The organism is Pseudomonas sp. AC169, from assembly GCF_979258515.1.
Window position 1 is genome coordinate 6022490 of the sequence record NZ_OZ409866.1, and the last position, 21908, is coordinate 6044397.

Sequence of the window (21908 nt, forward strand, 5' to 3'; positions counted from 1 at the left end):
CCTGGAATGGCAGGGTACTTATCACCGAGGAATCGACGATGCCAGGAACGTTGCATCCATCATTAAGGAAATGCTCGGCTGATTATGTGAGCCCGGCCCATTGGCCAGAAGGAGCGATCTCTCCATTCTCTGCACACCGCCGCTTAGCCGGGCAAGCGATGACTCGAGCGCAGAATAATTTGAACACAACCTCTCCTCTCATCGCCCGTGAATCGTCTCGGATTTCCGGTGGTCAGGATGCTTTTAATTGCTACTATCATATCCAGGGAGGCACGTTCAAAATCTACTAAGCCCCACCTCAATCGAGGCGCGAAATTTCTCTACTAGCTGAAGCTTTGACCCTCCTGGAGATACTAACCGAACTATTTCATCAAAATTAATTGTCACCATTTTATTGACTCTTGGATTAATCAACACGCATGACTTCCACTCAGTAGAATTTGTTTCGATGGCGTGCAGATAACTCATAAGCCAGTACATAAGTACCTGCCGATAATCCGCAGAGGAAAAATTTTTAGCAGAACATTTTACCTCAACCAAACAGTCTCCAACTGCGAAATCCCCGACACCAGATGATATCCAACCATATCCTGGGATTTTTGGAGCAATCACCACATCCGAAAGCGGCAGAGATTTCGAACCCGCCAAGCTTGCCAAACCTCTGACTAAATTTTCCCCCGTCACTTTAGCGACGATCTTATCGCCCTCTGCCAAAATCAAAGGTATTTCGGCATCATAGTGGAACCGTTGTTTAGCAACCGCATTCAACAACAGGACATCCCAATTCGGCAAACAACCGGAAACCAAACTACTTTCAGCGACCGCAGATGCTATCTCAAAAAGCATAGATTTTTGAAGGTTGCTTTCAGATAAAAGCTTAAGATCAATTATTTCGAATGCCGGAATTTTAACGCTTAAACGATTAATGTAGTTTACAACCCTAGGGATGAGGTGTGGAAAGATAGTTTCAAAAACCCCTGAAATTTCCCGCGCAACTGTACGAGGATCTCCACCCATCCGAGTGCCGTTCATTGTTCACACCACCTAACGTAAGCAGATGCGAATTGATCTGTTCCTCTGCTATCAAACCCTAGCCCCCATGCACTCAATACTGACGCTCGCAATTGCTTTCTCATATAGGCGCCATCATCCCCAAACTCTGTAGCGGCAAGCCACACCATTCTCTGCTCCCCTGCTCCAAATGTTGTCCAGCGCGAACGCAACGCTATAAATCGATCTCTGTCTTTCCAGCTTCGCCAACAGTCAATACAGGCTCGACCGACAGTCTCTGTGTGCCCAGATGCGTAAAGGCTGGCCACATATTTAGCACGAGCATCTGTACGGCGAAACCTGAGAGCCCGTAAGTAATGCAAGCAGTTACTGTCTACAGAAAGTAAATGACTCGAATGTAGTGGTAATGAGTCTAAAAGACTATCAACAGCTTCGTGAATCGAGGCGTATTCTGGCTCATCTCTAAGCTGGGAAACGCCCCTCAAAATTTTTGAAAACGATGCACGAAAGGAATGCATATTAACCCCCGTCAATAGGGCTGTACAAACTTCTAACGCAACCGACGGAGCCAGCAATCTCAATGTTCTACTTACTTGAGTGACGATAAAATTATCAGGTTGCGACTTCTCCAGCTCCCCACCTACAAGTCTCATCACATCCAAGTGCTGTACAGCTGCTTTGAGCTCCTCGTAGTCAGCCTCGGCGGTATCAGAATACGGATCGAATCGCAAATCTATTGCCCGGAGAGCATTAGAGTGTTCATCATCTCCACCTAGCTGCACCTTCACAAGGTCTACGTAATGAGGAACAGCTAAGAAGCTTGTCTTGGTTTTGTTTAGTGAGAGACCATAATCCGCTAAAGCATGCGATAGAACGGCTAATACTCTATAAGCAGAGCTTTGGCTTTCAGCCACCAGTACAAAGTCGTCGACATATCGCCGCCATACAACTCCCTCATCCGTGAGCCGCTGGTCAATCTTCGACATTAAGAGCTCGGCTAAAACCCTAGAGCACTGTCCACCTACCGGCAATCCGAATGACCGGCCTGAAGCGAAGCTGCTCAGCATACGATCTATTTGTGCAGAAATGGTAGGAGAATCAGGAAACAGTTCATCAATAAAATTTTGAATTCGGTGATGATATATATGTTCATAGAAGCTAGAAATATCCGTTTGCACAACGACCGCAGTTGCAGGAGCCGAGAGACAATCTTCAAGTGTCCGCTCCTTGAAATTTCGCCAGCTTTGACTCGCATCAAATAAGCCTGGCCCCTTATCGGAGAACCTGTAAGAGTGGGCACGCTCACTTCGTTGCGGCTCATGACGTTGAGCTATAGCAACACCTAGAGCATTAAAATAAAAATTCCAGAAAGGGTGTATCTTTGTGGTTACTCTAAATCCAGTAGGCCCAGCAGGAGTTAACAGGCGCTCTGAAAAGAAAGATATTTCGTTGAATTTATGTACCGCAAACTCTTTACCTCCCCTCACTAAGGCTGCCGCAATTTTTTCAGCCACGCTTATTAGGGGATCTTTAGACTCAGCTACAAAACGACAATCTACGTCGAAGGGAAGAGTATCGTTGTCTCCGTGCGCGGCGATATCATCAATAGCTCTGTTGAAGTGCTCTATCGTTAACAAGTCAGTATGCTCCCAATCTAAGGATTAGCGCCCTCAGAGGGCCTATATCTCAACGAGCATAGTCATAAAGTGTTGATAGTGCGGGAGAATAAATCGGGCCGATTGGCATCTCGGAGGAGATACCTCCTTCGAAGCGTGGAAGCTAGCGCCACCGGGCCTTCTGAGCTTTGACCGACGACGCGGTGCAACAGGACTCTGGCAACGCGACGGAACTGATGTTATCGACCTATTGACTGTCTGGGAGCGTGAGCTGCTCGAACGTTTACTCGCGGCGCTCTGAGCCCGCCCGCAAAGCACGTTATCATTGTCGACTCAGAAACAGTGGAGAAACGGTGGCTCTCCACCGTGTTAAAACCACCACGTCGGCTAGTCATGCCGCCTCCTCAGAATCGCTATCTGCCTTAATTCGGTTAACTTCCCAGGGTAAAGCAGGCTGAGTGCGGATTTTTTTGTATTTGCCCTTGGCGAACATGTAGGTCTGCAGTTCCTTGAAACGCCGGTTTCTGCCGACCATCTCATAGGTGATCAGGAAAGCTACCAGCGACTTGCTTGCGGTCTGCCAGTGCTCGCAGATCTGATCTGTCGTCATCTTGAGATCAGCAACTTTGCTGTAGCCAATGAAGGTCTGGAAAACGGCCCCATCGGTCTTTTGAAGCAGTTTGGAGAACTCATTGATATCGGTATGAGCTCGCTTCCACTCCCACTCCACAAACGAAAGCGTATCTGTGTCGCTGTAGCGGATTACCGCGTCTGTACGTCCTCCTTGCTCAAACAGGGCCCTAGCTCCAAGTAGCGTGGCGCACTGTCTTATGACCAGTCCAAGATGGATTGTCCAGTCGGCACGTCCTGCCAGGGCATGCGCCTCAGACACCGGGAAATCCCGGTACCACAGACAATTAAACAATGTGATGAAATCCCGTTCGACTCGTTTCATATATTCCCTTAAGGGCGCGGACAGTTCACCGCTGTTTCGGCTGAGCTGATCCAAAATTGAGAGTGCTGCTACCGGCGAAAACAGTGATGAGGCTTATCTAGGCCAGAGCACTGCCTAGAAAAAGCTGTCTCGATGCAAACCTGATGAACCTGCAGCCTTTTGAGCCTGCGCTGAGCTTGAGCAGTGCAGCGATGAGAGCTCAGGCTCAGAGCCAGGCGACTGGGACGAATCGTTCCTGATCATAATTTGGCCTGCCCCAGAAACGACGAAGCCCGCACTAGGCGGGCTTTCGTTCGTCGATTTCAGCTGGGGTTATCAAGCCCCAACGAAAGCTGCATCTGTTCTTTAAGGTGAGCCACATGATATTCAAGCCCGCGCTTCTCTAAGCTCCACTTTCTCAGCCCCCTACCGTGCTCGCTTGCCTCACATCGACTCTCCTCCAAGACCTTACACGCAGCGTCGAAACGCTTTTTCATCGAAAATTTACCATGCGCAATCTTATCGATGGCTATGTCACACCAACGAGCAAGCTTACGATCAATATCCCTGGCAAATTCCACCGCTACCTTCGGGTGCAGCCAGATGCTTTCCGCGCTGATTTGGATGAGCTCTTGAGGCCCTTCGACACCCAGTACCGTAGCAACATCAGTTAGGTACTCCTTCGTCTCATATGATCTCAGCCAGCTGTCTATCGAAGCCGAGTAAAGCTCAGCCACATGGCTGGCGTTCAACCATCCGCTCATGCTGAAAACGATGGTCTTGTTTTGGTACTCAACTTGGATCGAATTTTTCATATCAGGGGTCTCCACCCATTTTCGATAGGCGTGCGTAGGCCTCACGAAGAAACGATCGTGATCTAGCCATGTACACGTAAATTTAGGGATGAAACAGCCGCGGGATGCGGCGAAAGGAGAAAACCAAGACACAAAAAAACCGGCGAAAAGCCGGTCTCTATGTCTTGCTGATGCAGATACCACATCATAGGGTTTATATTGATTTAAGTGCTCATTTTGCGCAAGCCCCTGATAGAACTATTCTACTCAGAGATTCTAGTCATCCATCGTAGGCAGGAATGGCAGACGCGAAGACTTGAACCGGCGGAGTCCTTAGTAAGCTCAGATTGGTCTCTTGTTGTGGGGCGGCGGCAGGTTCTACAACTCATTGTCCGACCCCGGCTTGAGCGTGTCACGAGATTGCCTGGCTCACAGTTGAGATAATTCCCGTCGTGCATGATCACTTTTTTACCTGGAATGCGGCCTCCCTCTGCAATCAACTCAGCAAGAGTAAGGTGATCCCCCTCTGACTCGCCTGCATAGCTGATCCTGATTCTCGCTCGACGACCTCTTTCAGCGAACAGACTTTCCGCAATCTGCTCGAGCCAGTGCTCATGAGATCCTTCCGCACCATATTCCCTTGCCAAGTTCTCTTTCTCCGACGGCCTCAAGCTACTGAACAGTGTCGCCGGTGATTGCGAACGGATCGGCGTGAGGCCAGATAAGCTGATCTCGATGGTAATGCCGAGCCTATCTCGAGGCGTCTCTCCTCGGGGAAGCGCGAGCCACTGCTTAGGTTTCTTATACCCGTCGGAGCTCAGCTCTGATCTCCTGTCTAGGTAGATCCAGGTATGTCCCCATGGGAAATACCCATACAGCATGAGCTCAAGCAGACGTGTCGTGGGAGGCGCCATATATTCAACGCCATGATAGATCCCCCGCCGACTGAAATGATAAGCATGGTGAAGTCGCCGCTTCGTCTCGGTCGGGGCAAGAAACTGGCTCGCGGGCGGGCATTTAAAAATGTCGTCCAAGTGGCCGATGAACTGGGCCTCTGCCTCAATGCAATCCAAGCGATGTCCCTCAACCCCGAACAACTGCCACCATCGAACCGAGGCTTCATACTCCATCCTTTCGCGGAGCTTGATCGCCAGCTCGCGATCTAAATACTTCTCTTCTTCAGTCGAGAGGCATCTTGCATGTTTGGCCTTGGCACGCAGCCACACCCTATTTCTTTCCCAATCACTGTAAGACATGAGCACCTAACCTTAGCGAGCACCTTTAGTGGTCAACTAATCCCAGACACGACGTTAAGTTTTTTCTCGGACTAAGCCTGCGCCAGTCCATCGTTGAATTGGTGCGGTCGAATCTAGTTTTACCTGTGCATCAGGTAATGACTGATGGCTCGCTGCGACTCTTGAGCCGTCACGTAGCCCAGACACCTTTATATGGCGAGCATTCTCGCCTAAATGGGTGACCGGTTTCATAGACCACTACAAAGACACGATCGCTTATGGCGTCGCTGAGGTTTCTATCCCTGATATCCACCATGAGGGCAAGCTTGAACGACCGTGGTTGTGGCCCGCCCAGACAAAGGGCAATCCTAACAAACACATTGTCGTCCACAGCAATGAGCTCTTGGCTTTGGATACATGGTTCACAAGCGCCAAGGAGTATCTGAGCCACCAGGGAATAGGTCAGAATCCCTCCAAGAATGAAGGCCTCCTATTCATCCATGGTTATAACGTTGGCTTCGATGCCGCGCTGTGGCGCGCAGCCCAACTCTGTCACGACTTGAGATTCCCGGGCCTGATGCTGTGTTTCTCGTGGGCGTCACTTGGTACGCCGGGTGGCTATCCCGCTGATGAAGCAACGGTAGAGTGGTCAGCAAGCAATCTCAGACAGTATTTGAGGGATGTAACAGAGCAGCTTGGATTGTCAGCCTTACACATCGTCGCACATAGCATGGGTAGCAGAGCGCTCCTGGCGGTTCTAGAAAATTGGAAGCACAAGCCTGGCACTACGCCTATCCACCAAATCATTCTTGCGGCGCCAGATGTTGACGCCAGCCGGTTCAGACAATTCGGGCAGGTCTTCGATACCTTTGAGCAAGTAACTCTCTACGCTTCCCGGAATGATAGAGCGATTGCAGCATCTAGATTCGTTCACAGCTATCCCCGGGCACTGGTTATGAGCTCCTTGGCCACCGTAGACGTATCTGCTGCTGGCAAGGACATGTTCGGCTTAGGTCATAGCTACATAGCTAGTGTGTCCAAGGTAATCCGTGATTTGTTTTACGTCGTCAGGCACAGGCACAGGCCTGACCAGCGCGCAGGCATCAACAAGCGAGAGGAAGGTTACTGGGAACTCACATAGCTGCCGCAACTAATAGGTCGACCTCGCAAAAGCGAAGCCGACTATGACTCTTGCCGGCGCTATCAAATCTATTTGATGAGAGTTCATGGAGGTTTCTCCTATCAGAACTGTAGAGCTATGTCGTTTCTGACACTGGGTTGAGGTGCATTGCTTTACCAATGACTGCATTCTAATAAACGAAGTCCCATCACAAAGGAAAACCTCATGATCAAAGCGGCAGCTCAATTCGTTGTAGGTGCTATCCAAGAAGAATTTGGACACCCCTCCTCCTTGATAAAACTGATTACCAATGAACCGGGTCTCAACAAGCCTTTGGTCGAATACGAAAAAGGTATCTCCAGCGAAGAAGTCGTGAAATGGCATGAGTTCGGCAACCTATCTTATGAACGGAGCCGGCCATGTAAGGGCAGCCTCAACGGATTTGGCTACTGCCTTGGCGCTCATCGTAATTATGGAGGCGTGTCAGTACGCCGTGATGACCTACTCAACCTTGGCACGACTCGAGAGGTGGAGAGATGGGAATGCGACATTCAGGACGTAGATGGCTTTTCGGCTTCCAAGTCAGAGCTCCACTTGTTCAAAAGCATGGATGCGATGGTGGAGAAAAACTCGAAAGAGATGATTGATGAGATCACCCCAGAGAAACTAGCCGAAAACTTGGCCTGGGATGAAATCCGAATCATAAGTCGTGTGGATCATGATTTTTTTCAGACTTTTTCGTGGGATGGGCGAGTTTTCTTGATGAATAGCGGTGGCTCCCATCATTTTGCTGCATCTAAGTACATCGCGAAACGCCTCAACACTGAGGTACCTCTAAGCGGAAGGTACCGGGTTCACGGCATCAATCGAGTGGCTTTGGAGAGCCTCACTCGAGATTTCGAAATCTTCGTGATGTCGTCTCATCACACTCATCAAATGGGATTTCACAGAGCTATGCAGAGCTTCAAGGCAACCTACTACTGGAAGGATCTCCCACGTCCATACACTGAACAATGTGCGGTTTTCCTACCAAAAGCAGAGAGAAAGTCAGCCAAAGTTGCCGAGATTTTACACGCATCGGCTTTCCAAGATCTCGGCTGCTATCTGAAAGATATCAGCACGCGCTGACTGATCAGCATGGGACTCCAGCTATTTTAGGGGAGTCCTTTTCGCGAAATCACAGCCGTCCTGCAACTTTTTCTTCAAAGCATCCAGTATCCGCTTTACCCCTATTTTGGGGTTCAAAACGATCGCCTCCTCATAAACCTTAATGGCATCATGCGGATCGTCCAACATCTCATGCGCGAGACCTTGCACTTTGAGAGCATTTGGCCTCCATGCAGGGTTGGCATCAGCTCCAAGCGAACGAGCTCGAATCACTGCATCAAGAACTTCTCGAGCACGTGCTTGGGAGACTCCTGGCTCCTCCAGTATTTTTTCAGCCGCGCGGATGACTCGACTGTAATCTGATGAGCCAAGATTGGCCTCGTCCAGGTTACCAGCGTCGACAAAGTTACCGTCCCTGTCATACCTGAATTTACCGACTCCCTTCACGTCCGCAATCAGTAGCTTCTTATCCTCGTCAAATGCGTAGCTTTCCATCCCTCCGCTTTTAGGGGTAACGCAAATCAGTTCCTCAACGGTCTCTAGGTCAAACAGGAAAATTTTGTAACTGTGTTCGGTCTTGCTATTGGCTGTCGCGCGATAGGCAAGCATGCCATTCCTAGAGATACCGCTGTCGAGTATGTTCGCCGTCAACTCTTTGGTCACGATGGGGTTGCCAGTGTTGCCGAAGACGTTGAAGGTTTCTGACAGCGTATCTCCAAAGTGCCAGTCCTCAAGACTGAATGAACCATTGTCTGCGACAGATCCATTATTGGGCCTTTGCATCTTTCCATGCGCGGATACGAGATCACCTGCTAGGTCAGCAAGAATATATTCGCCAAGCCCACTTTCACGCTGCCCTCCCCTACCGGCAGCAGGGTCTGAGTCCCTCCAAGAAATAGCCCATTTTTTTGACTTGGAAAGACTGTAGAGGCCGCCGTAACCCATGGTACTGACATGCAGGAAAGGCTTCTCTAGCTCTACTATCTGAGATCTGGTTTTGACGAGCCCCATCGCCGCAGAATCGAGGCACATCGCGCTCCTGAAAGCCTGACCAATACCAGGAACGGTTATTGAATCGAGTTCTCGGTTGAAGCCAAGCAAATATCGTCAGATTGCCGTGTCTACTCGTGCGATGCATACCGAATCTCAAATGGGCCACCCACGCAATTTATGGCTGCCGCAATCAGTCATGGAGCAAGAGCTGCCTCGATCAAGCGTGTGCTGGGTAGGCGACAAGACACTCGGCTAATGCCACGGCCCAACTAAGGTATTGCCAGCAGAGACCGGGAATTTCGGCACACCTCCCAAACATCCGTAAAACAGCATTGCATACCCTGCAGTAACTGCCTTTCGCGGCGACTTTGGGTTAACAATTTTCCTCGCCGTGTACCAGTCCTCAGATAGCTGATTGAAGTAGTCACCGAGCTTATGACGAGTGAATAGGCCCTTGTACATCCCCGATACTAGGATTCTCGAGGCGTACTCGGGCTTCAGTGCTAGGTCAGGGTCTGTGTACAACAAAGTGCTCGGTTCGAGCTTCAAAATCTGCCCAAATCTTTTGTAGTTGTCTGCCCATGTGAGCTGGACGTACCCCCTCCCCACATAATTGTGACCAGTCTGACGGTCAATGCGAGCGTACTCTTTTAGCTTGCGATTCTGTTTCTCGCAGGACTCATCTGAGAGGCACCAGAGTTTTTCTTTTGTCGCTGGGGACATTGATCCGTGGCTTTCTCGGTACGCTGTGCCCAGCACGTAGGCGACTTGCTTAAGATCCAGGGGCTTCGGAGCAACATTCTCGATCTCATCAAAAATGAGATTTATGTTTTTTCTGGCCTGTCCACTGAATGCCGTGCTTCGTAGTGCAAATCGCTCCATTACGTCCCGGTCTAGCGCTCTGAAGCTAACCTTGTCAGTTGCCATACTTTCGCAGTTCTTAAAAAAAGAGTCTCGATCAATGGTGTTGCCGCCATCGCCAGGCTGTGAGTGCGCTGACCAACTGACAAGGATTCCGAGCCAAAGAATGTGTCTGATATCCAAGGGTTAGCTCCCAATTGTTAGCTGCTCTTAACCAACAACAACCACGTTCATCAGAAGATCAGTTGCGGATCAGTCTGTATTCAGGAGAGCTCAACGAGGCAGACTCAACCTCGATCGTATTCTGATCGGTACGTCTGGCAGTCACGTCTACTGACATAACGGCGTAGATGTCATCTTCGATATGGAACGTGTGGACTGGAAACGTTTTGCTCCACACGCCTGGATAGGTCTCTTTGAGGATCTTGGGGGGAATATCCTGATCAGTTTCGTGGTTATCGATGAGTACCTTAAGGATCGCCTCTCCATTGAGCGACCCAGCCGCCAATTGATACCCTGGTTTGGTATTAACCGCACGGCTCCCGAAGTCCGGGCTAGCCTTCGCACCTGGCTTATCAATAGCCAAGTCAAACTTTTTCTCTTTCCCTCGGAGAAATGGAATCCAGCTGTCAGACTTAGTCCACCAGCTTCGCTCCCTGACCAGCTTTGCCGAGACAAATGAGAGACAAACGTTGGGATTTTCGATGGTGATCTTCGTCTGATTATCTACGCCACCGTCCAGTTGGACTGCTCCTGCCGCAACCCCGAAAGCCTTGGCAACCACGGTTGTATCCACTCCAGCGCCGGCGTTTACAGCTTTACCACCCTCGTAACTAAATTCCTCAGCGGTGAGGCATTTGTATGCAAATTCTTTACCCACCACCGCTGTGGAAAAGTCTTTCAGCTGGAGCACCCTCCAACCTGTGGATGTGCTCAAATTCGAAGAAGATCTCTCAAGTCCAGCGTTCGCAGTGATCTTGGTGAAGACGGCTTCCGTCCTTCCTTTGAACTTCGCTTCCTCCTCTACGGTTACCGCTCCGTAAGTGTCCAGTACCTCAATCTGATCAGGGCCTACAGGAAAGGCAGCAGGGCCGAGAGACTTGTATCCGTTGTTACGCTCGACCAATCGGCCTACGCCACTTCCCACCGGGGGTATCGCGTCATTCCAGCCAATTGCACTGCCAGGGCCTCCAATTACAGAGCATCCTGCTAGCTGAAAGGCGATGATTCCACTTGCACAAACTCTCTTCATACCCCACCCCTTGGAGAACGCCTCACAGCCACATGACTTTGGCCTACTATGTATTAGCAGATTGATGATCTTTTGCCATTGCAACACTACGTAATCTTTACCCCAGGCACCGTGTACGGTAAGCGTCCGTCGCGAATGTTATCTCCAACCTCAGCGTTTCCCTGGTCTTCCACATGGAGCGTTAACTCTATCAACGCCGCCTCTAGGGCGAGCTGATTCTGATAAATCCTTTCCAGCACATCTGACAGCGAGTACGTCTTGACCTAGCGGGGCTTGCGGCGCACAGAGTTAGATTGGACAGCGGGTTCGCAGCGATCGGCTCGGGGGTAGCACATTGATCACGTCCTGCAGGTTGTAGCAGTATTTTTGCAAGCGAATTATGCAGCTTGGTTTCGGGTCTCTCTGCCGTGTTATCCAAATAGTGGTCGAAAAATAGAAGTTAATACTTGCTGTCAGATGTCCTGGAAGGATGTATCAAAAAGCAGCTAGCCCTAGAGGCGTCATTGATAGAGTTAACGCTCCATGTAGAATCGCAGTGGAACGCTGAGGTTGAGGACAACGTTCGCGGCGCTCTGTGGGCGATTGGTGAGAATGCCGGGCACATCAACGCAGCTTAAGAAGCCATCGTGAGCTGGGCCTTGCCCGAAGGAGCGATGTTAACCAGCCAATGAGACGTAGCTTAACAACGTAGCCACATACCTTGCATCGTAACTGCCTAAGCGGTTGGCACACGATGACTCGAAAGGCTGGCCTAAGGTGATTCAATTGGAGGGGGCAGGTGGGAATCGCTAGATCAATGACACCACTTTTATATTCAGCGTGAAAACCAGGCATGTAGGGATCAGTTGGCCCAGTATGGGAATGAACGAGCCCCATGAAAGACAGAACACCGTTTCCCCCTTACGATAAGGGATAGGCAAACGGTTATGTTTATGACTAACAGCAACGATAAGAGTGGGGAGCTTTTGGGCCAGGAGCGGCGGCGCCGCTGGAGCCCAGAGCAAAAACTGGCCATGGTTCGCGAGAGCCTTGAGCCAGGGCAAAGTGTGTCGGTGGTCGCTCGGCGCAACGGCATCAATGCCAATCAGCTGTTCCTGTGGCGCAAGCTGTATCAGGACGGCAGCTTGTCGGCAGTCAGTGCCGGTGAAGCGGTGGTGCCAGCGTCCGAGCTGAGCGATGCGCTTAAACAGATCCGTGAACTGCAACGGATGCTGGGCAAGAAGACGATGGAAGCAGAAATCCTCAAAGAGGCCGTGGAGATCGCCCGGTCGCGAAAATGGATTGCGCACTCACCCTTGTTGCCGGGGGACGACCAGTGAAGCTGGTCAGCGAATGTCTCGGTGTGGCGCGCTCGCAATTAACGGTTCGAATCAAGCAATTGGTATCGCCCAAAGTGCGGCGAAGCAGGCCTGTGAACGATGTAGAGCTGGTCGCTGAGATCCAGCAAGAGGTCAGCGAACTGCCCAGCTATGGATACCGCCGCGTCTGGGGACTGCTGCGTCGTGCACGTGAAAAGCGGTCGCTGCCGGCGATCAACGTGAAACGGGTTTACCGGGTGATGCGTGATCACAACTTGCTGCTTGAACGCAGGATCAAACAACCCGGCGTGCCGCGTCGGCACGAAGGCCGTATTGCGGTGGAAACCAGCGATACACGTTGGTGCTCGGACGGTTTTGAGTTTCGATGCGAGGACGGCGCCAAACTGAGCGTGACCTTCGCCCTCGATTGCTGTGATCGCGAAGCCATCGGCTGGGTGGCAAGTCCGACCGGGTACAGCGGCGATGACATCCGCGACTTGATGCTGGAAAGCGTGGAGAAGCGTTTTGGTGATCAACTGCCCACCACGCCAGTGCAATGGCTAAGCGACAACGGCTCGGCGTACACCGCCGAACAGACACGCCTGTTTGCTCGACAGATCGGCTTGCAGCCGGTAACCACCCCTGTGCGCAGCCCGCAGAGCAACGGCATGGCCGAGAGCTTCGTGAAGACGATTAAACGAGATTACGTGGCGCACATGCCCAAGCCGGATCGAGAAACAGCGTTGCGTAACCTGGCAATTGCCTTCGAGCACTACAACGAGCAGCATCCGCACAGCGCCTTGAACTACCGCTCACCGAGGGAGTTCAGGCGCTTGGCGGCGGCATCAATTTAACGGGGAGTTGGTGTCCGGTTTTGTAGGGGCAAGTCCAGTTACAAGCGCAAAAACCACTGAGTTCATCCAGATCCGCCAGCGTGATCTCGTCACCTTCAATCTTCTCCCAGAAAAGCGTTCCTGCAACGTTGGTGTCGAAGTCTTGCGCTAATAGACTGCCGTATTCTGTGCTGTACCTAGTCCATGAGGTTGTAGACGACTGCATGATCAGCAGATTGGCCAAGGTGCCTGCGTAGTACTGAGAAAGCCCTCCCAACCTACTCACAAAGTACCGGTCCTCCATGGAATCGGTCGTTGCGTACTGAGATAAAAGCAGGACTCCCCCAGCCTCCAAGCGAGTCAATGCTGTAACGAGCTTGTTGCGACCAACCATCGCGATGCCATGTCGCTCATCATCTTGATCATCGACTTGGGAGTGTCGCTCGGCAATCAGCGTGAACAAGCAATCTGCACGCCGGAAATACTCAACAAAATGCGCTGGGTTTTCTTTCGAATAGCGCTGGTCGTATGACCAAACCAGACAGGGATAGAAAGAGTAATAACGCGCCCGATCGGTCACGTTGGTGATGCTTGGCAGCAACTGGCCATAGATCATTCCACAGGGCGCCTGCGTGCCTAGGTGATCGATCCCTTTACTCGCAGAAGGCGGCTTCAACCACCCGGTGGTGAGTTTCATTGACGTTTAATCCTTCAAGACGCCAGATAGCTTTTCTGATTGTCATCGGCATAGTGGCATAGCGCCACTCAAAAATGACAAGGATGTTCCGTTGAAGTATCTGTTCGATCTGTTCAAGTCCTATGCTGCCACATTGCTACAAGTCACCATCACCCTTAGCGTCAACGTGGTTTCACCTACTAGTAAGCGTTGCTCTTCGTTTCTGCAGCGATACCCTTCGGATTCGCGGCTTCTTACATTGGCGATCAGTACAGATCAGGTTTGAACTATGGCCTTTTTAGTCTCAGCATCGCGGCAGTCCTCATTTAGGTCGCTGCCGCTTCGGTCACTGACAACTGGAAAATGCTGGTGCCGCGTCTGGGTGCTGCGACCGTTGTAACCCCTTCTTACCGAGATAGCACCAAGCGGCCCTAGCACTCTGGTCTGATTTCGCTCCTAAATTCTTAGCTCCTTGAGATTGTAGTCATCGATGATCCGAGTGATCTTGCTCTCTTGCTGTGCGGTAACCGAATCGTCCCCGACCATAATCCTCTCTAAGGGCTGTCGATAATACCCAGCAAGCAGGCAGTTCAAACCGCCTTGCGGTATGATTAGATAAAGGCTTGATCGACCATCGACGCCTTCAGCTACGACTTGGGGCTGAAAGGATTGCTTTCGTGAAATCTGTGCAATATCAGCCATATGAATATCAGCTAAATGAAGAGGCGGCATGCTCAAAAAACTGGATTTGAAAGGTGTTGGACCGACTCCGGAGTTAACTCTCGAGTTTACTTCTCGCCTCAATTTCTTGACCGGTGATAATGGGCTAGGCAAAAGCTTCGTTCTGGATACGGCTTGGTGGGTACTGACCAGAACGTGGGCTAGAGGAATTAAGGCTGTTCCAAATGAAGAGGCTAACGAGCCTTCTATTGGCTTTACCTACACAAAATCCTCTGCAGGTGACCTCACAGACAGCAGTAAATTTGTTCGTAGAACACAATCGTGGCCATTGAAACAGGGACGCCCTTCCATTCCCGGCGTCGTTATCTATGCTGGGGTGGATGGTAGTTTTTCCGTATGGGACCCCGCTCGAAATTACTGGAAGAATGACGAAGAGGATGGTCGTGCCCCCCCTAAGAGTTTTGACTTTAGTCCTGATCAAGTTTGGCAAGGCCTAGTAGATACTAAAGGCGTGACGCATTGTGTAGGTCTGATACAGGACTGGGTACTCTGGCAAAGCGGAAGAAAACCTGCCTTTGAAGATCTTATAAAGGTATTGGAAGTGCTGTCTCCGAGTGAGTCAGAAAGACTCCTTCCAGGAGAGCCAATGCGTATTGGAGATGATGTGCAAGAGGTCCCATCACTAATAATGCCCTATGGACAGCAGGTGCCTCTCCCTCTCGCCTCTGCAGGAATGCGTCGAGTATGTGCGCTTGCATATTTACTTGTGTGGACATGGCGGGAACATGTCATGGCCTCAAAAAAGTACGGCGTCAGGCAGGCTCGCGAGATCATACTTCTAATTGACGAAATTGAATGCCACCTTCATCCACAGTGGCAGAGACGCATTGTTCCGGCACTTTTAAAGGTAATGGGAGTGTTAACAAACGATAAAAAAATTCCTGTCCAAGTATTGGCAGCCACCCACTCTCCACTTGTTCTAACATCTTTAGAACCTCTATATGACGTGAAAGCGGATTGTATTTTGGATTTTGATCTAACAGGTGAAAAGGTCAGCGTTCGAAATATTCCTTTCAGTCGCAAAGGTGATGTCAATGGCTGGCTTTCCTCAGACATTTTCAACCTAAGAGAACCTCGATCTCTTGAAGCTGAACGAGCTCTTTTATCAGCTCATAAAATTCTACGCGAACTGAATTCACCGAGTAACAAAAAATTTACACGCAAAGATAAAACAAACATCAAGGCTGTGGATGACGCCTTGCGGGGATCGCTCAGCGACGTAGATCGTTTCTGGGTTCGCTGGAGTAGCTTTCGCGATGAGGCTTTGGCTGAAGAATGATAAAAGTTGAACTTGCTCCAGAACCTGCAGACTTTGATGCAAAAGTCAGAACCCCTGGATTACGTGCGCTGAGTGAGATGGTTGGAGAAGAAGTCGAGCGTACCCACGGGAAAAAATTCAATAAAATTGCAGACCTGCGTGAGGATATTAAGGGCTCCGATTTTCCATCTTACTGGACTGAGATCATCCCCGATCTACTTGATGCTTATGGCCGTCTTTGCGCTTACATGGCCTTCTACATTGAGAAAGTAACTGGGGCTCCCTCTGTAGATCATTGCATGGCGAAGACTGAAGATTGGCAGTCCGCCTACGAGTGGACTAATTACAGACTAGTATGCTCTTTAATGAACTCAAGAAAAGGAGTGAAAGACCTCCTCGACCCTATCAGCGTTGAAGATGAGTGGTTCGAACTCGAATTTGTAGGATTTCAAGTGATACCTCGCCCCGGATTAGATGCCTCAGTTGCGAAAACCGTTCAGCACACTATTAATGAGCTCAGACTAAATGACAAAGACTGTATTGATGTTAGAGAAGAATATATAGAAGCATTCTGGGATGAAGATATCAAATTGAACTGGCTCTCACGGCGATTTCCCTTTGTAGCTCGTGAAATGCAACGTCAAAACCGATTGACACGACAATAACCTTCGTTAAGTGATACGAAATCGAGAAATGCTGCGACTAGAAAACTTCCTCAAAATATCTCGATTTCCTCAACATCAATTCAATCATTATCGGCGAAGAATTTCCTTGTTTTCTCGGAACACTCTCGCAACTGCTCTTCTATTCTTGGGATACCCCATTGAGCGCCTGTATGGCTCAGGTGATAATTGGATCAAGGCCTTCGATATTTGCAATGCTTCATACCCAAAATAGCCAACCAGATTTGCGTCCGCCTCCATAGCATCATCTGAATCGAGATAGACTTACCAGCGAGCGCGGATACCATCGCTTCCGAGCCTAATGTCATTTTCTATCCATGCAATTCTGCAGGCTAATGCTCTATCGATTTTCGAGAGCCCGCTCGGATCAATTACCAGCACGGGCTGCATGCAACCGTTAAACCGCACAGCAGACTCGCCGGACCTTATCTCGCCCCACTGTCGGTGAAACTCTCAAAAATTACGCGCACACTGCGCAGCAAGTGCATCGAGTTTCTAGATTAAATGAATTGCCTCAATCTCGGCCTCAAGTCGACGCTGCTCCTCACGCTGCCACTTCTCTTTAATCCAGCCTATTCCTGAAGTCATCAATGCTGCGATCACACCACTACCCGAAGCGATTTTTATTACATCTGCGATATCCAAACTATTTTCCCTTTAATCTAAACTTGGCTATCAGCGAAACGCAATGCGACCACCCTTCGCGACATTCACCTCTTTTAACGTAGGCTGCAGGTCAGCATGGCATTGGTGATACTCTTCAAACGCGCGTGCGACGTCTTTATCAACGAGCTCCAATGTCTCACCATTCCCTCTCGTCACCAGGGTACTCAAGTCGACATGCATGTCATGGCTGAAGCGCTCTAGCAATATCCAGAAGGGTGTCTTGTGATCGATATGCAGATCTTTACGATCAGTGATCTCAACACCACTTCCTGCACACTGAACCGGCAAACCTATAGCATCACGAAAAGCACGCATTTGTGGTCGCACTGCAAATCGCAAGGCTTCACAAACCTTGCCATGAGGTGACTGCGGGACACCGGTAATGCATTGCTCGTAAGAAAAGCTGTCTTCGCTCCCGTCGCTACGAACAAGCCAAAAACCTCGCCCAGCACCCAACACGTTTCTTTTGATCTTGAAATGGTCAACACCCACGCCGATTTTCCTTGGCGCATCAGGATGCATCGTGATCAGCAAATGCAGATGTTTGATTGCGTGTCGGTCGCGAATCTCACCAGTTTGAGCACGCTGCAAATAGCTTTTAAATCGATCCAATAGCTCTTTCTTGGACTTGTATTCGAAAGGTCCCAGCCAATACATTTTGGTCGTCTCCATGACATCTGACGCTGTTATCCGTCCCCCATCGGCAACGTGATCGCGTGTTACCCCATGCATTATCGCCAAGGTGCAGCGGGTGCTTTCCCCGCTGCCTGTCAACGCTACTGAGTCACCGCCCTCGCCTTGCAGCCTTGAGGCGGATTAATGCGCGGTTCTTTGTGCGTGCAAGAGCCAGGCTCCGTCCCTCGGTAGTCAGAGCAGCCCCAGAAAGGTCTATCCGTTTGCTGCCAAACCATTCGACCTCCCGATTTTTTGCACAATGCAATCCAACCACCGCAGTTCTGCGCACAAATCAAGTACAGCCCACGCTGATGCATTGGCGAGCGGCAATCTGGGCACGCCGATTCAGTGTGCGTGCAATGCGGAGAAAGTGAGCAAAAGTAAAAATACTCATCCCTCCTAGTCTGTTTACGCAACCTTAGCTCACCGGCTTCGCATACAGGGCAAGGCGGCCCCTCAACAATCGGGGCCGGAGTGCCAAACTCATTGAGTTCAAGGTCGTATTCATCGTCAAGCAGCTCCTTGACGAAGCTGGACACTTTGTTCTCACCGGCGACGAGATAGACCCGTTGTTTAGCCCGAGTAAGCGCCACGTAGAACAAGCGTAGTTCTTCTGCATGAGTGAAGCTTTCCCGCGGGGGCAGCAGCGCATCCACCAGAGGATGGGACATTTTCTCTGAGGGCAAGCCGAACTTTCCTGATTTGTTTCCAAGCAACACCACAAAATCGGCCTCTTGGCCTTTGGAGGAGTGAATGCTATCCACGCGAATCATGAGCCTCGGATACAGCCTCGCCAACTGATCCAACTTGTTCTTGTCCGGGAGCCCAAAGGAAAACCTGGCCAGAATATAGACACTTGCGCCTGCACCGGCTCGAGCATCAATACGAGCCATAACCTGGTCCAATGCCTGCTCATCTTTCAGCTCCGTACGAAACAATGAGACTGCGGGATCCGCCTCTTCAACATGGGTGGACATCCTCTTAAAGAGCTGCGCGGGGTTACGCATGACGAAACGGCTGGCGACCTCACTGATGCGATCGTTGAAGCGGAAGGTCTTATCCAGTGCGCTGGTCGCCGTCGCACCAAAGAACTTGTCGAATGCAGATGTCAGGGTGATGTCGCTACCTGTGAAGCGATAGATCGACTGCCAGTCATCACCCACACAGAACAACGATCCATCCGGCTGGAGGCGCCGAAGTCCTCTGACCAGACGCGCCCTTGGATTTGAAGTGTCTTGAAATTCATCAACGAGAATGAAGCGCCAAGGCGGTGTGTAACCACCCTCTTCGACTCGCTCAATCGCACGTACGATCATGTCATCAAAATCGATCTGTTGATTGCTATCCAGCTCCGCCTGATACTTTTGGTAAATCGGCTCCAAAAGCTTCAATGCTGCGCGCATTTGATCTGGATCGGGCGCTGTATTGACGCGCGCCTCAAGCTCTACCGTCGACAAATCCGCGGCTTTAAAGCACGTCAGTAATTCCTCCAAGAGCTCGGCTAACGCTGATACGACGCCAAACTCACGGAGCGTCTCCAACTGAGCCTCCTCGGGCATTGGTTCAAACGCTACGCCGGCTGCGACTAGGCGCTCCTCTAGCACCTTGAGCAGTACGCCTGCTTGCTGCTCGTAATGGTAGGTTTCGATCAAGCGGGTCTGATGCTGTTTGTGCAGTTGCCGCTTCCATTCCATAGCGTTCTGATAAGTCGCTCGATTGATATATGGCGCGGTATGACCTCTTCGATCGACACCGAAGTGCTCGATGTAAATATCGCAATCGGGAAGGTAAAAATCAGGATGGTACTGGCGACGCTCCGGCGTTCGAGTTGACACCTTGTACGCGGGTTCATATCGATATTCGACGCCCATCTTGAACAGGAAATTTGCGATTCGACATTCGGCCATGCTTTTGACGCGCTCGCCCTTAAGCGTGCGAACCTCATGCTCTGCCAGATAGCGGAAGTATTCGCCTAAGGATGCAAAGTCGAACGGATTCTTGATGGGGTAAAGGTAGTGATCAAAATAGTGAAGGATTTGCTTGCGGTAATCTGGCTCATTTTGCAGTTCCTCGAATGCCAATTGTACGAATCGTTTGCGAGCCGCCTCATCGTCAGCCATTGGGGACAGGGAGGGATGTTGCAATATCGATTTGCCCAAGGAATGAAACGTGAGCGCCTCTACACCTTTCACGCCCAGGCGCGACTCCAATCGCTCCCGCATTTCCTTCGCAGCGTCGTTTCCGTATGCCAGGAGCAGGATCTCATCCGGACGTGCTTGACCACTTTTGACAAGGAAAGCGACTCGCCCTATCGTCGTGCTGGTCTTTCCAGTACCTGCTCCCGCTAAGACCAAATTGTTGTCTTCATCGATAATGCATGCCAGACGCTGCTTAGGTGTCAGTGGCATCGCCTCGACTTGGTCAAAAAGGTCCGCGTATTTGCTCAGACTGGTCTTAACATAGTGTGCACGCCAACGGCGCAGGCACACCTCACCATTCTTGACCCAAGACCAAGCACGAGTGAGGATCTTGCGTTCTTCTCTTGAGAGTACGCCCAGCCCTCTATCTGGTAGCGCAGGCCACTGAGCGGATTGTCTTACTAACTCGGCGTGAAGGCGCTCCCATTGCGAGCGGCGACAGTAGCCAGTTTTGCGCACGCTTTCGAAGAAAGCGTTCAAAGAACTTGTGACTGATTGAATGCGGTCGGCGTACCACTCACGCAGTGCCGCACGCCATAACTGGTAGGGTTTTTTAACGCCCCATCCGATTGCGACTACCGGTCCCGTGGCTGCACTCAACTTCAAACGCGACAGCACCAGCCATCGATTCAACTCAGGTGGTTTGGGCATCCCCGCCACCGTAAGTGTGGTTGGTTGGCCGGCCCAATCAACCGCAATCAATCCATTGGAAGCGATATCAATCGAAGCACAACTGGCTCCCAGCCACTTCACCCAACCAAAACTACAAAACGCCTCTTGAGTCATCTAGCTATCCTGCTCTGCCAGCATCCGCAATAAGCGTATGCTGGTGTCATCCAAATCCGCAGGCTCAGTCCATTCTGATTCCCACATTAGCGCTCGACGCGCCACCATTGAGCCATTATCACACACCCCTCCAATTTTGGTCACAATTCAAAGCCATTGAGCGATCATTCAGGCACGGATCGTGGAGACACACGGTGATATTTTTGATCAATTGATTCGCCTATTCCCGAATGCTACTCTCCAGCCCTTAAGGTATCCGGTAGGTACCAGCCGTCCACATAGGCGAAGCAATTGCACTATCGTGATTGGTCGAAACACCTAACCTGACCCCCAATCAGGTGACCTCGTAGTGGACGCCAGGCACAGCCCTTCCGGGAGCTGTAATGCAAGTTACTTCTATCCATATCAAGCAGGTCAAACGTCAGGCCAAACAGCTTGAAAGCACCTACCCCACTCTGAAACTAGGCCAACGGCTGGACAAAGCAGCCACGCAGTATTTGGGTGTCCGGGACTATCATGAAGCGCAATGTCTGTACGACAGGTGGGTCATGCTTCATGTCCATCCTTCGGAGGATGCTGACCGAGTCAGCAAATGTGCCTACTGTGAGTTCACTTTTGCTCCAGACATCAAGGCGGATCTTCACTCACATCGCAAAATCCATGAGCAATTTCACGAGGCTTGCGTAGCGCTGGGCTACCAACCCGGTAACTTCGTCCAACGGGAGCTCATGAAACGTAATGGACGAGCGCAGGCTGAATCTGATCAGTCCGTGGAGGTCAGGGCCGAGGGCGTTCTGATGCTTTTACGCGGCTGGTTTGATCGATCGCTTTCAGCTGCGATTCATGGCAAGTATTGGCGCAAGCATCCTACCTTTGAAGCCTACGTCGCGATGATTCAAGATACGCTCGGGAGCAGATACGGTGAATCTGCAACGAGTACTGAGAGAGAGGTATGGATACCTGCCTGGTGTAATCCAAACTGAAAACAGCTATTGGTATCCGGAGCATGTTTGAACGCTCAACCAAGCTATCTGAAAGCTTACTTTTGAAGCTCTGAGCTGTGCCAGTGACGGGCCTCGTCGTTGCGATGAGGCTCATCACTCAATAGCATTACTCCCCGCAACCTATCATCTGCCCAGTCGGCGTAATCGTGCAGATATTTCCTTCACTG

Annotated in this window: 18 protein-coding genes; 7 read left to right on the plus strand and 11 right to left on the minus strand. The window is 50.7% G+C overall.

Annotated elements, in window-relative coordinates; translation table 11 throughout:
- Positions 1-276: 276 nt before the first annotated feature.
- Both ACZZ0G_RS26835 and ACZZ0G_RS26840 read right to left on the minus strand, forming a co-directional pair.
- Positions 277-1032 carry a hypothetical protein gene (locus tag ACZZ0G_RS26835; RefSeq protein WP_463558233.1) on the minus strand — a complete coding sequence of 252 codons (756 nt, stop codon included), beginning with the start codon at positions 1030-1032 and terminating at the stop codon, positions 277-279.
- The gene (locus tag ACZZ0G_RS26840; RefSeq protein ID WP_463558234.1) at positions 1029-2648 is read right to left on the minus strand and encodes an RNA-directed DNA polymerase; all 1620 of its coding nucleotides are present in this window, start codon (positions 2646-2648) and stop codon (positions 1029-1031) included. Before ACZZ0G_RS26840 ends, ACZZ0G_RS26835 begins: the two co-directional genes overlap by 4 nt.
- 160 nt (positions 2649-2808) lie before the next feature.
- Between ACZZ0G_RS26840 and ACZZ0G_RS26845 the strand changes: the two genes are divergently transcribed.
- Positions 2809-2928, plus strand: coding sequence for a DUF7693 family protein (locus ACZZ0G_RS26845; protein WP_463558905.1), 120 nt, complete (start codon positions 2809-2811; stop codon positions 2926-2928).
- Positions 2929-3018: 90 nt separating this feature from the next.
- On the opposite strand, the gene ACZZ0G_RS26850 is transcribed toward ACZZ0G_RS26845, so the two are convergent.
- Both ACZZ0G_RS26850 and ACZZ0G_RS26855 read right to left on the minus strand, forming a co-directional pair.
- Positions 3019-3582, minus strand: coding sequence for a hypothetical protein (locus tag ACZZ0G_RS26850; RefSeq protein WP_463558235.1), 564 nt, complete (start codon positions 3580-3582; stop codon positions 3019-3021).
- A 302-nt stretch (positions 3583-3884) separates the two neighbouring features.
- Positions 3885-4376 carry a KilA-N domain-containing protein gene (locus ACZZ0G_RS26855; RefSeq protein WP_463558236.1) on the minus strand — a complete coding sequence of 164 codons (492 nt, stop codon included), beginning with the start codon at positions 4374-4376 and terminating at the stop codon, positions 3885-3887.
- Between the two features lie 1452 nt (positions 4377-5828).
- Between ACZZ0G_RS26855 and ACZZ0G_RS26860 the strand changes: the two genes are divergently transcribed.
- Together ACZZ0G_RS26860 and ACZZ0G_RS26865 are read left to right on the plus strand one after the other, a co-directional pair.
- Positions 5829-6731 (plus strand): alpha/beta hydrolase, encoded by a 903-nt coding sequence (locus ACZZ0G_RS26860; protein WP_463558237.1) that lies wholly within the window; start codon positions 5829-5831, stop codon positions 6729-6731.
- 204 nt (positions 6732-6935) lie between these two features.
- Entirely contained in the window at positions 6936-7838 is a 903-nt protein-coding gene (locus tag ACZZ0G_RS26865) for a DUF6685 family protein (protein WP_463558238.1), read from the plus strand.
- Between the two features lie 21 nt (positions 7839-7859).
- On the opposite strand, the gene ACZZ0G_RS26870 is transcribed toward ACZZ0G_RS26865, so the two are convergent.
- The 3 genes from ACZZ0G_RS26870 to ACZZ0G_RS26880 all read right to left on the minus strand — a co-directional run bounded on the left by ACZZ0G_RS26870 (position 7860) and on the right by ACZZ0G_RS26880 (position 10923).
- Positions 7860-8849, minus strand: a complete 990-nt coding sequence (locus ACZZ0G_RS26870) for a tetratricopeptide repeat protein (protein WP_463558239.1) — start codon at positions 8847-8849, stop codon at positions 7860-7862.
- 213 nt (positions 8850-9062) lie between these two features.
- The gene (locus ACZZ0G_RS26875) at positions 9063-9737 is read right to left on the minus strand and encodes a hypothetical protein (protein WP_463558240.1); all 675 of its coding nucleotides are present in this window, start codon (positions 9735-9737) and stop codon (positions 9063-9065) included.
- Between the two features lie 175 nt (positions 9738-9912).
- Positions 9913-10923, minus strand: coding sequence for a hypothetical protein (locus ACZZ0G_RS26880; protein WP_463558241.1), 1011 nt, complete (start codon positions 10921-10923; stop codon positions 9913-9915).
- 932 nt (positions 10924-11855) lie between these two features.
- On the opposite strand from ACZZ0G_RS26880, the gene ACZZ0G_RS26885 reads away from it, so the two are divergent.
- A protein-coding gene (locus tag ACZZ0G_RS26885) for an IS3 family transposase (protein ID WP_463558242.1) occupies positions 11856-13075 on the plus strand; the annotation gives its coding sequence in 2 pieces (ribosomal slippage) (positions 11856-12201 and positions 12201-13075; 1221 coding nt in all).
- On the opposite strand, the gene ACZZ0G_RS26890 is transcribed toward ACZZ0G_RS26885, so the two are convergent.
- Positions 13047-13751 (minus strand): hypothetical protein, encoded by a 705-nt coding sequence (locus tag ACZZ0G_RS26890; RefSeq protein WP_463558243.1) that lies wholly within the window; start codon positions 13749-13751, stop codon positions 13047-13049. The genes ACZZ0G_RS26885 and ACZZ0G_RS26890 overlap by 29 nt on opposite strands.
- A gap of 709 nt (positions 13752-14460) precedes the next feature.
- Here ACZZ0G_RS26890 and ACZZ0G_RS26895 point away from each other — a divergent pair.
- On the plus strand, positions 14461-15750 hold the full coding sequence (locus ACZZ0G_RS26895) for an AAA family ATPase (protein WP_463558244.1): 1290 nt from the start codon (positions 14461-14463) through the stop codon (positions 15748-15750).
- The gene (locus ACZZ0G_RS26900; protein WP_463558245.1) at positions 15747-16394 is read left to right on the plus strand and encodes a hypothetical protein; all 648 of its coding nucleotides are present in this window, start codon (positions 15747-15749) and stop codon (positions 16392-16394) included. Before ACZZ0G_RS26895 ends, ACZZ0G_RS26900 begins: the two co-directional genes overlap by 4 nt.
- 513 nt (positions 16395-16907) lie before the next feature.
- Here the strand turns inward: ACZZ0G_RS26900 and ACZZ0G_RS26905 are convergent.
- From ACZZ0G_RS26905 to ACZZ0G_RS26915, 3 genes are all read right to left on the minus strand, one after another.
- Positions 16908-17057 (minus strand): hypothetical protein, encoded by a 150-nt coding sequence (locus tag ACZZ0G_RS26905; protein WP_463558246.1) that lies wholly within the window; start codon positions 17055-17057, stop codon positions 16908-16910.
- A gap of 30 nt (positions 17058-17087) precedes the next feature.
- Positions 17088-17735, minus strand: coding sequence for a DCL family protein (locus ACZZ0G_RS26910; protein WP_463558247.1), 648 nt, complete (start codon positions 17733-17735; stop codon positions 17088-17090).
- 119 nt (positions 17736-17854) lie between these two features.
- Entirely contained in the window at positions 17855-20737 is a 2883-nt protein-coding gene (locus ACZZ0G_RS26915) for a UvrD-helicase domain-containing protein (RefSeq protein WP_463558248.1), read from the minus strand.
- Between the two features lie 383 nt (positions 20738-21120).
- Here ACZZ0G_RS26915 and ACZZ0G_RS26920 point away from each other — a divergent pair, with 383 nt between their 5' ends.
- On the plus strand, positions 21121-21720 hold the full coding sequence (locus ACZZ0G_RS26920) for a hypothetical protein (RefSeq protein WP_463558249.1): 600 nt from the start codon (positions 21121-21123) through the stop codon (positions 21718-21720).
- Positions 21721-21908 lie beyond the last annotated feature (188 nt).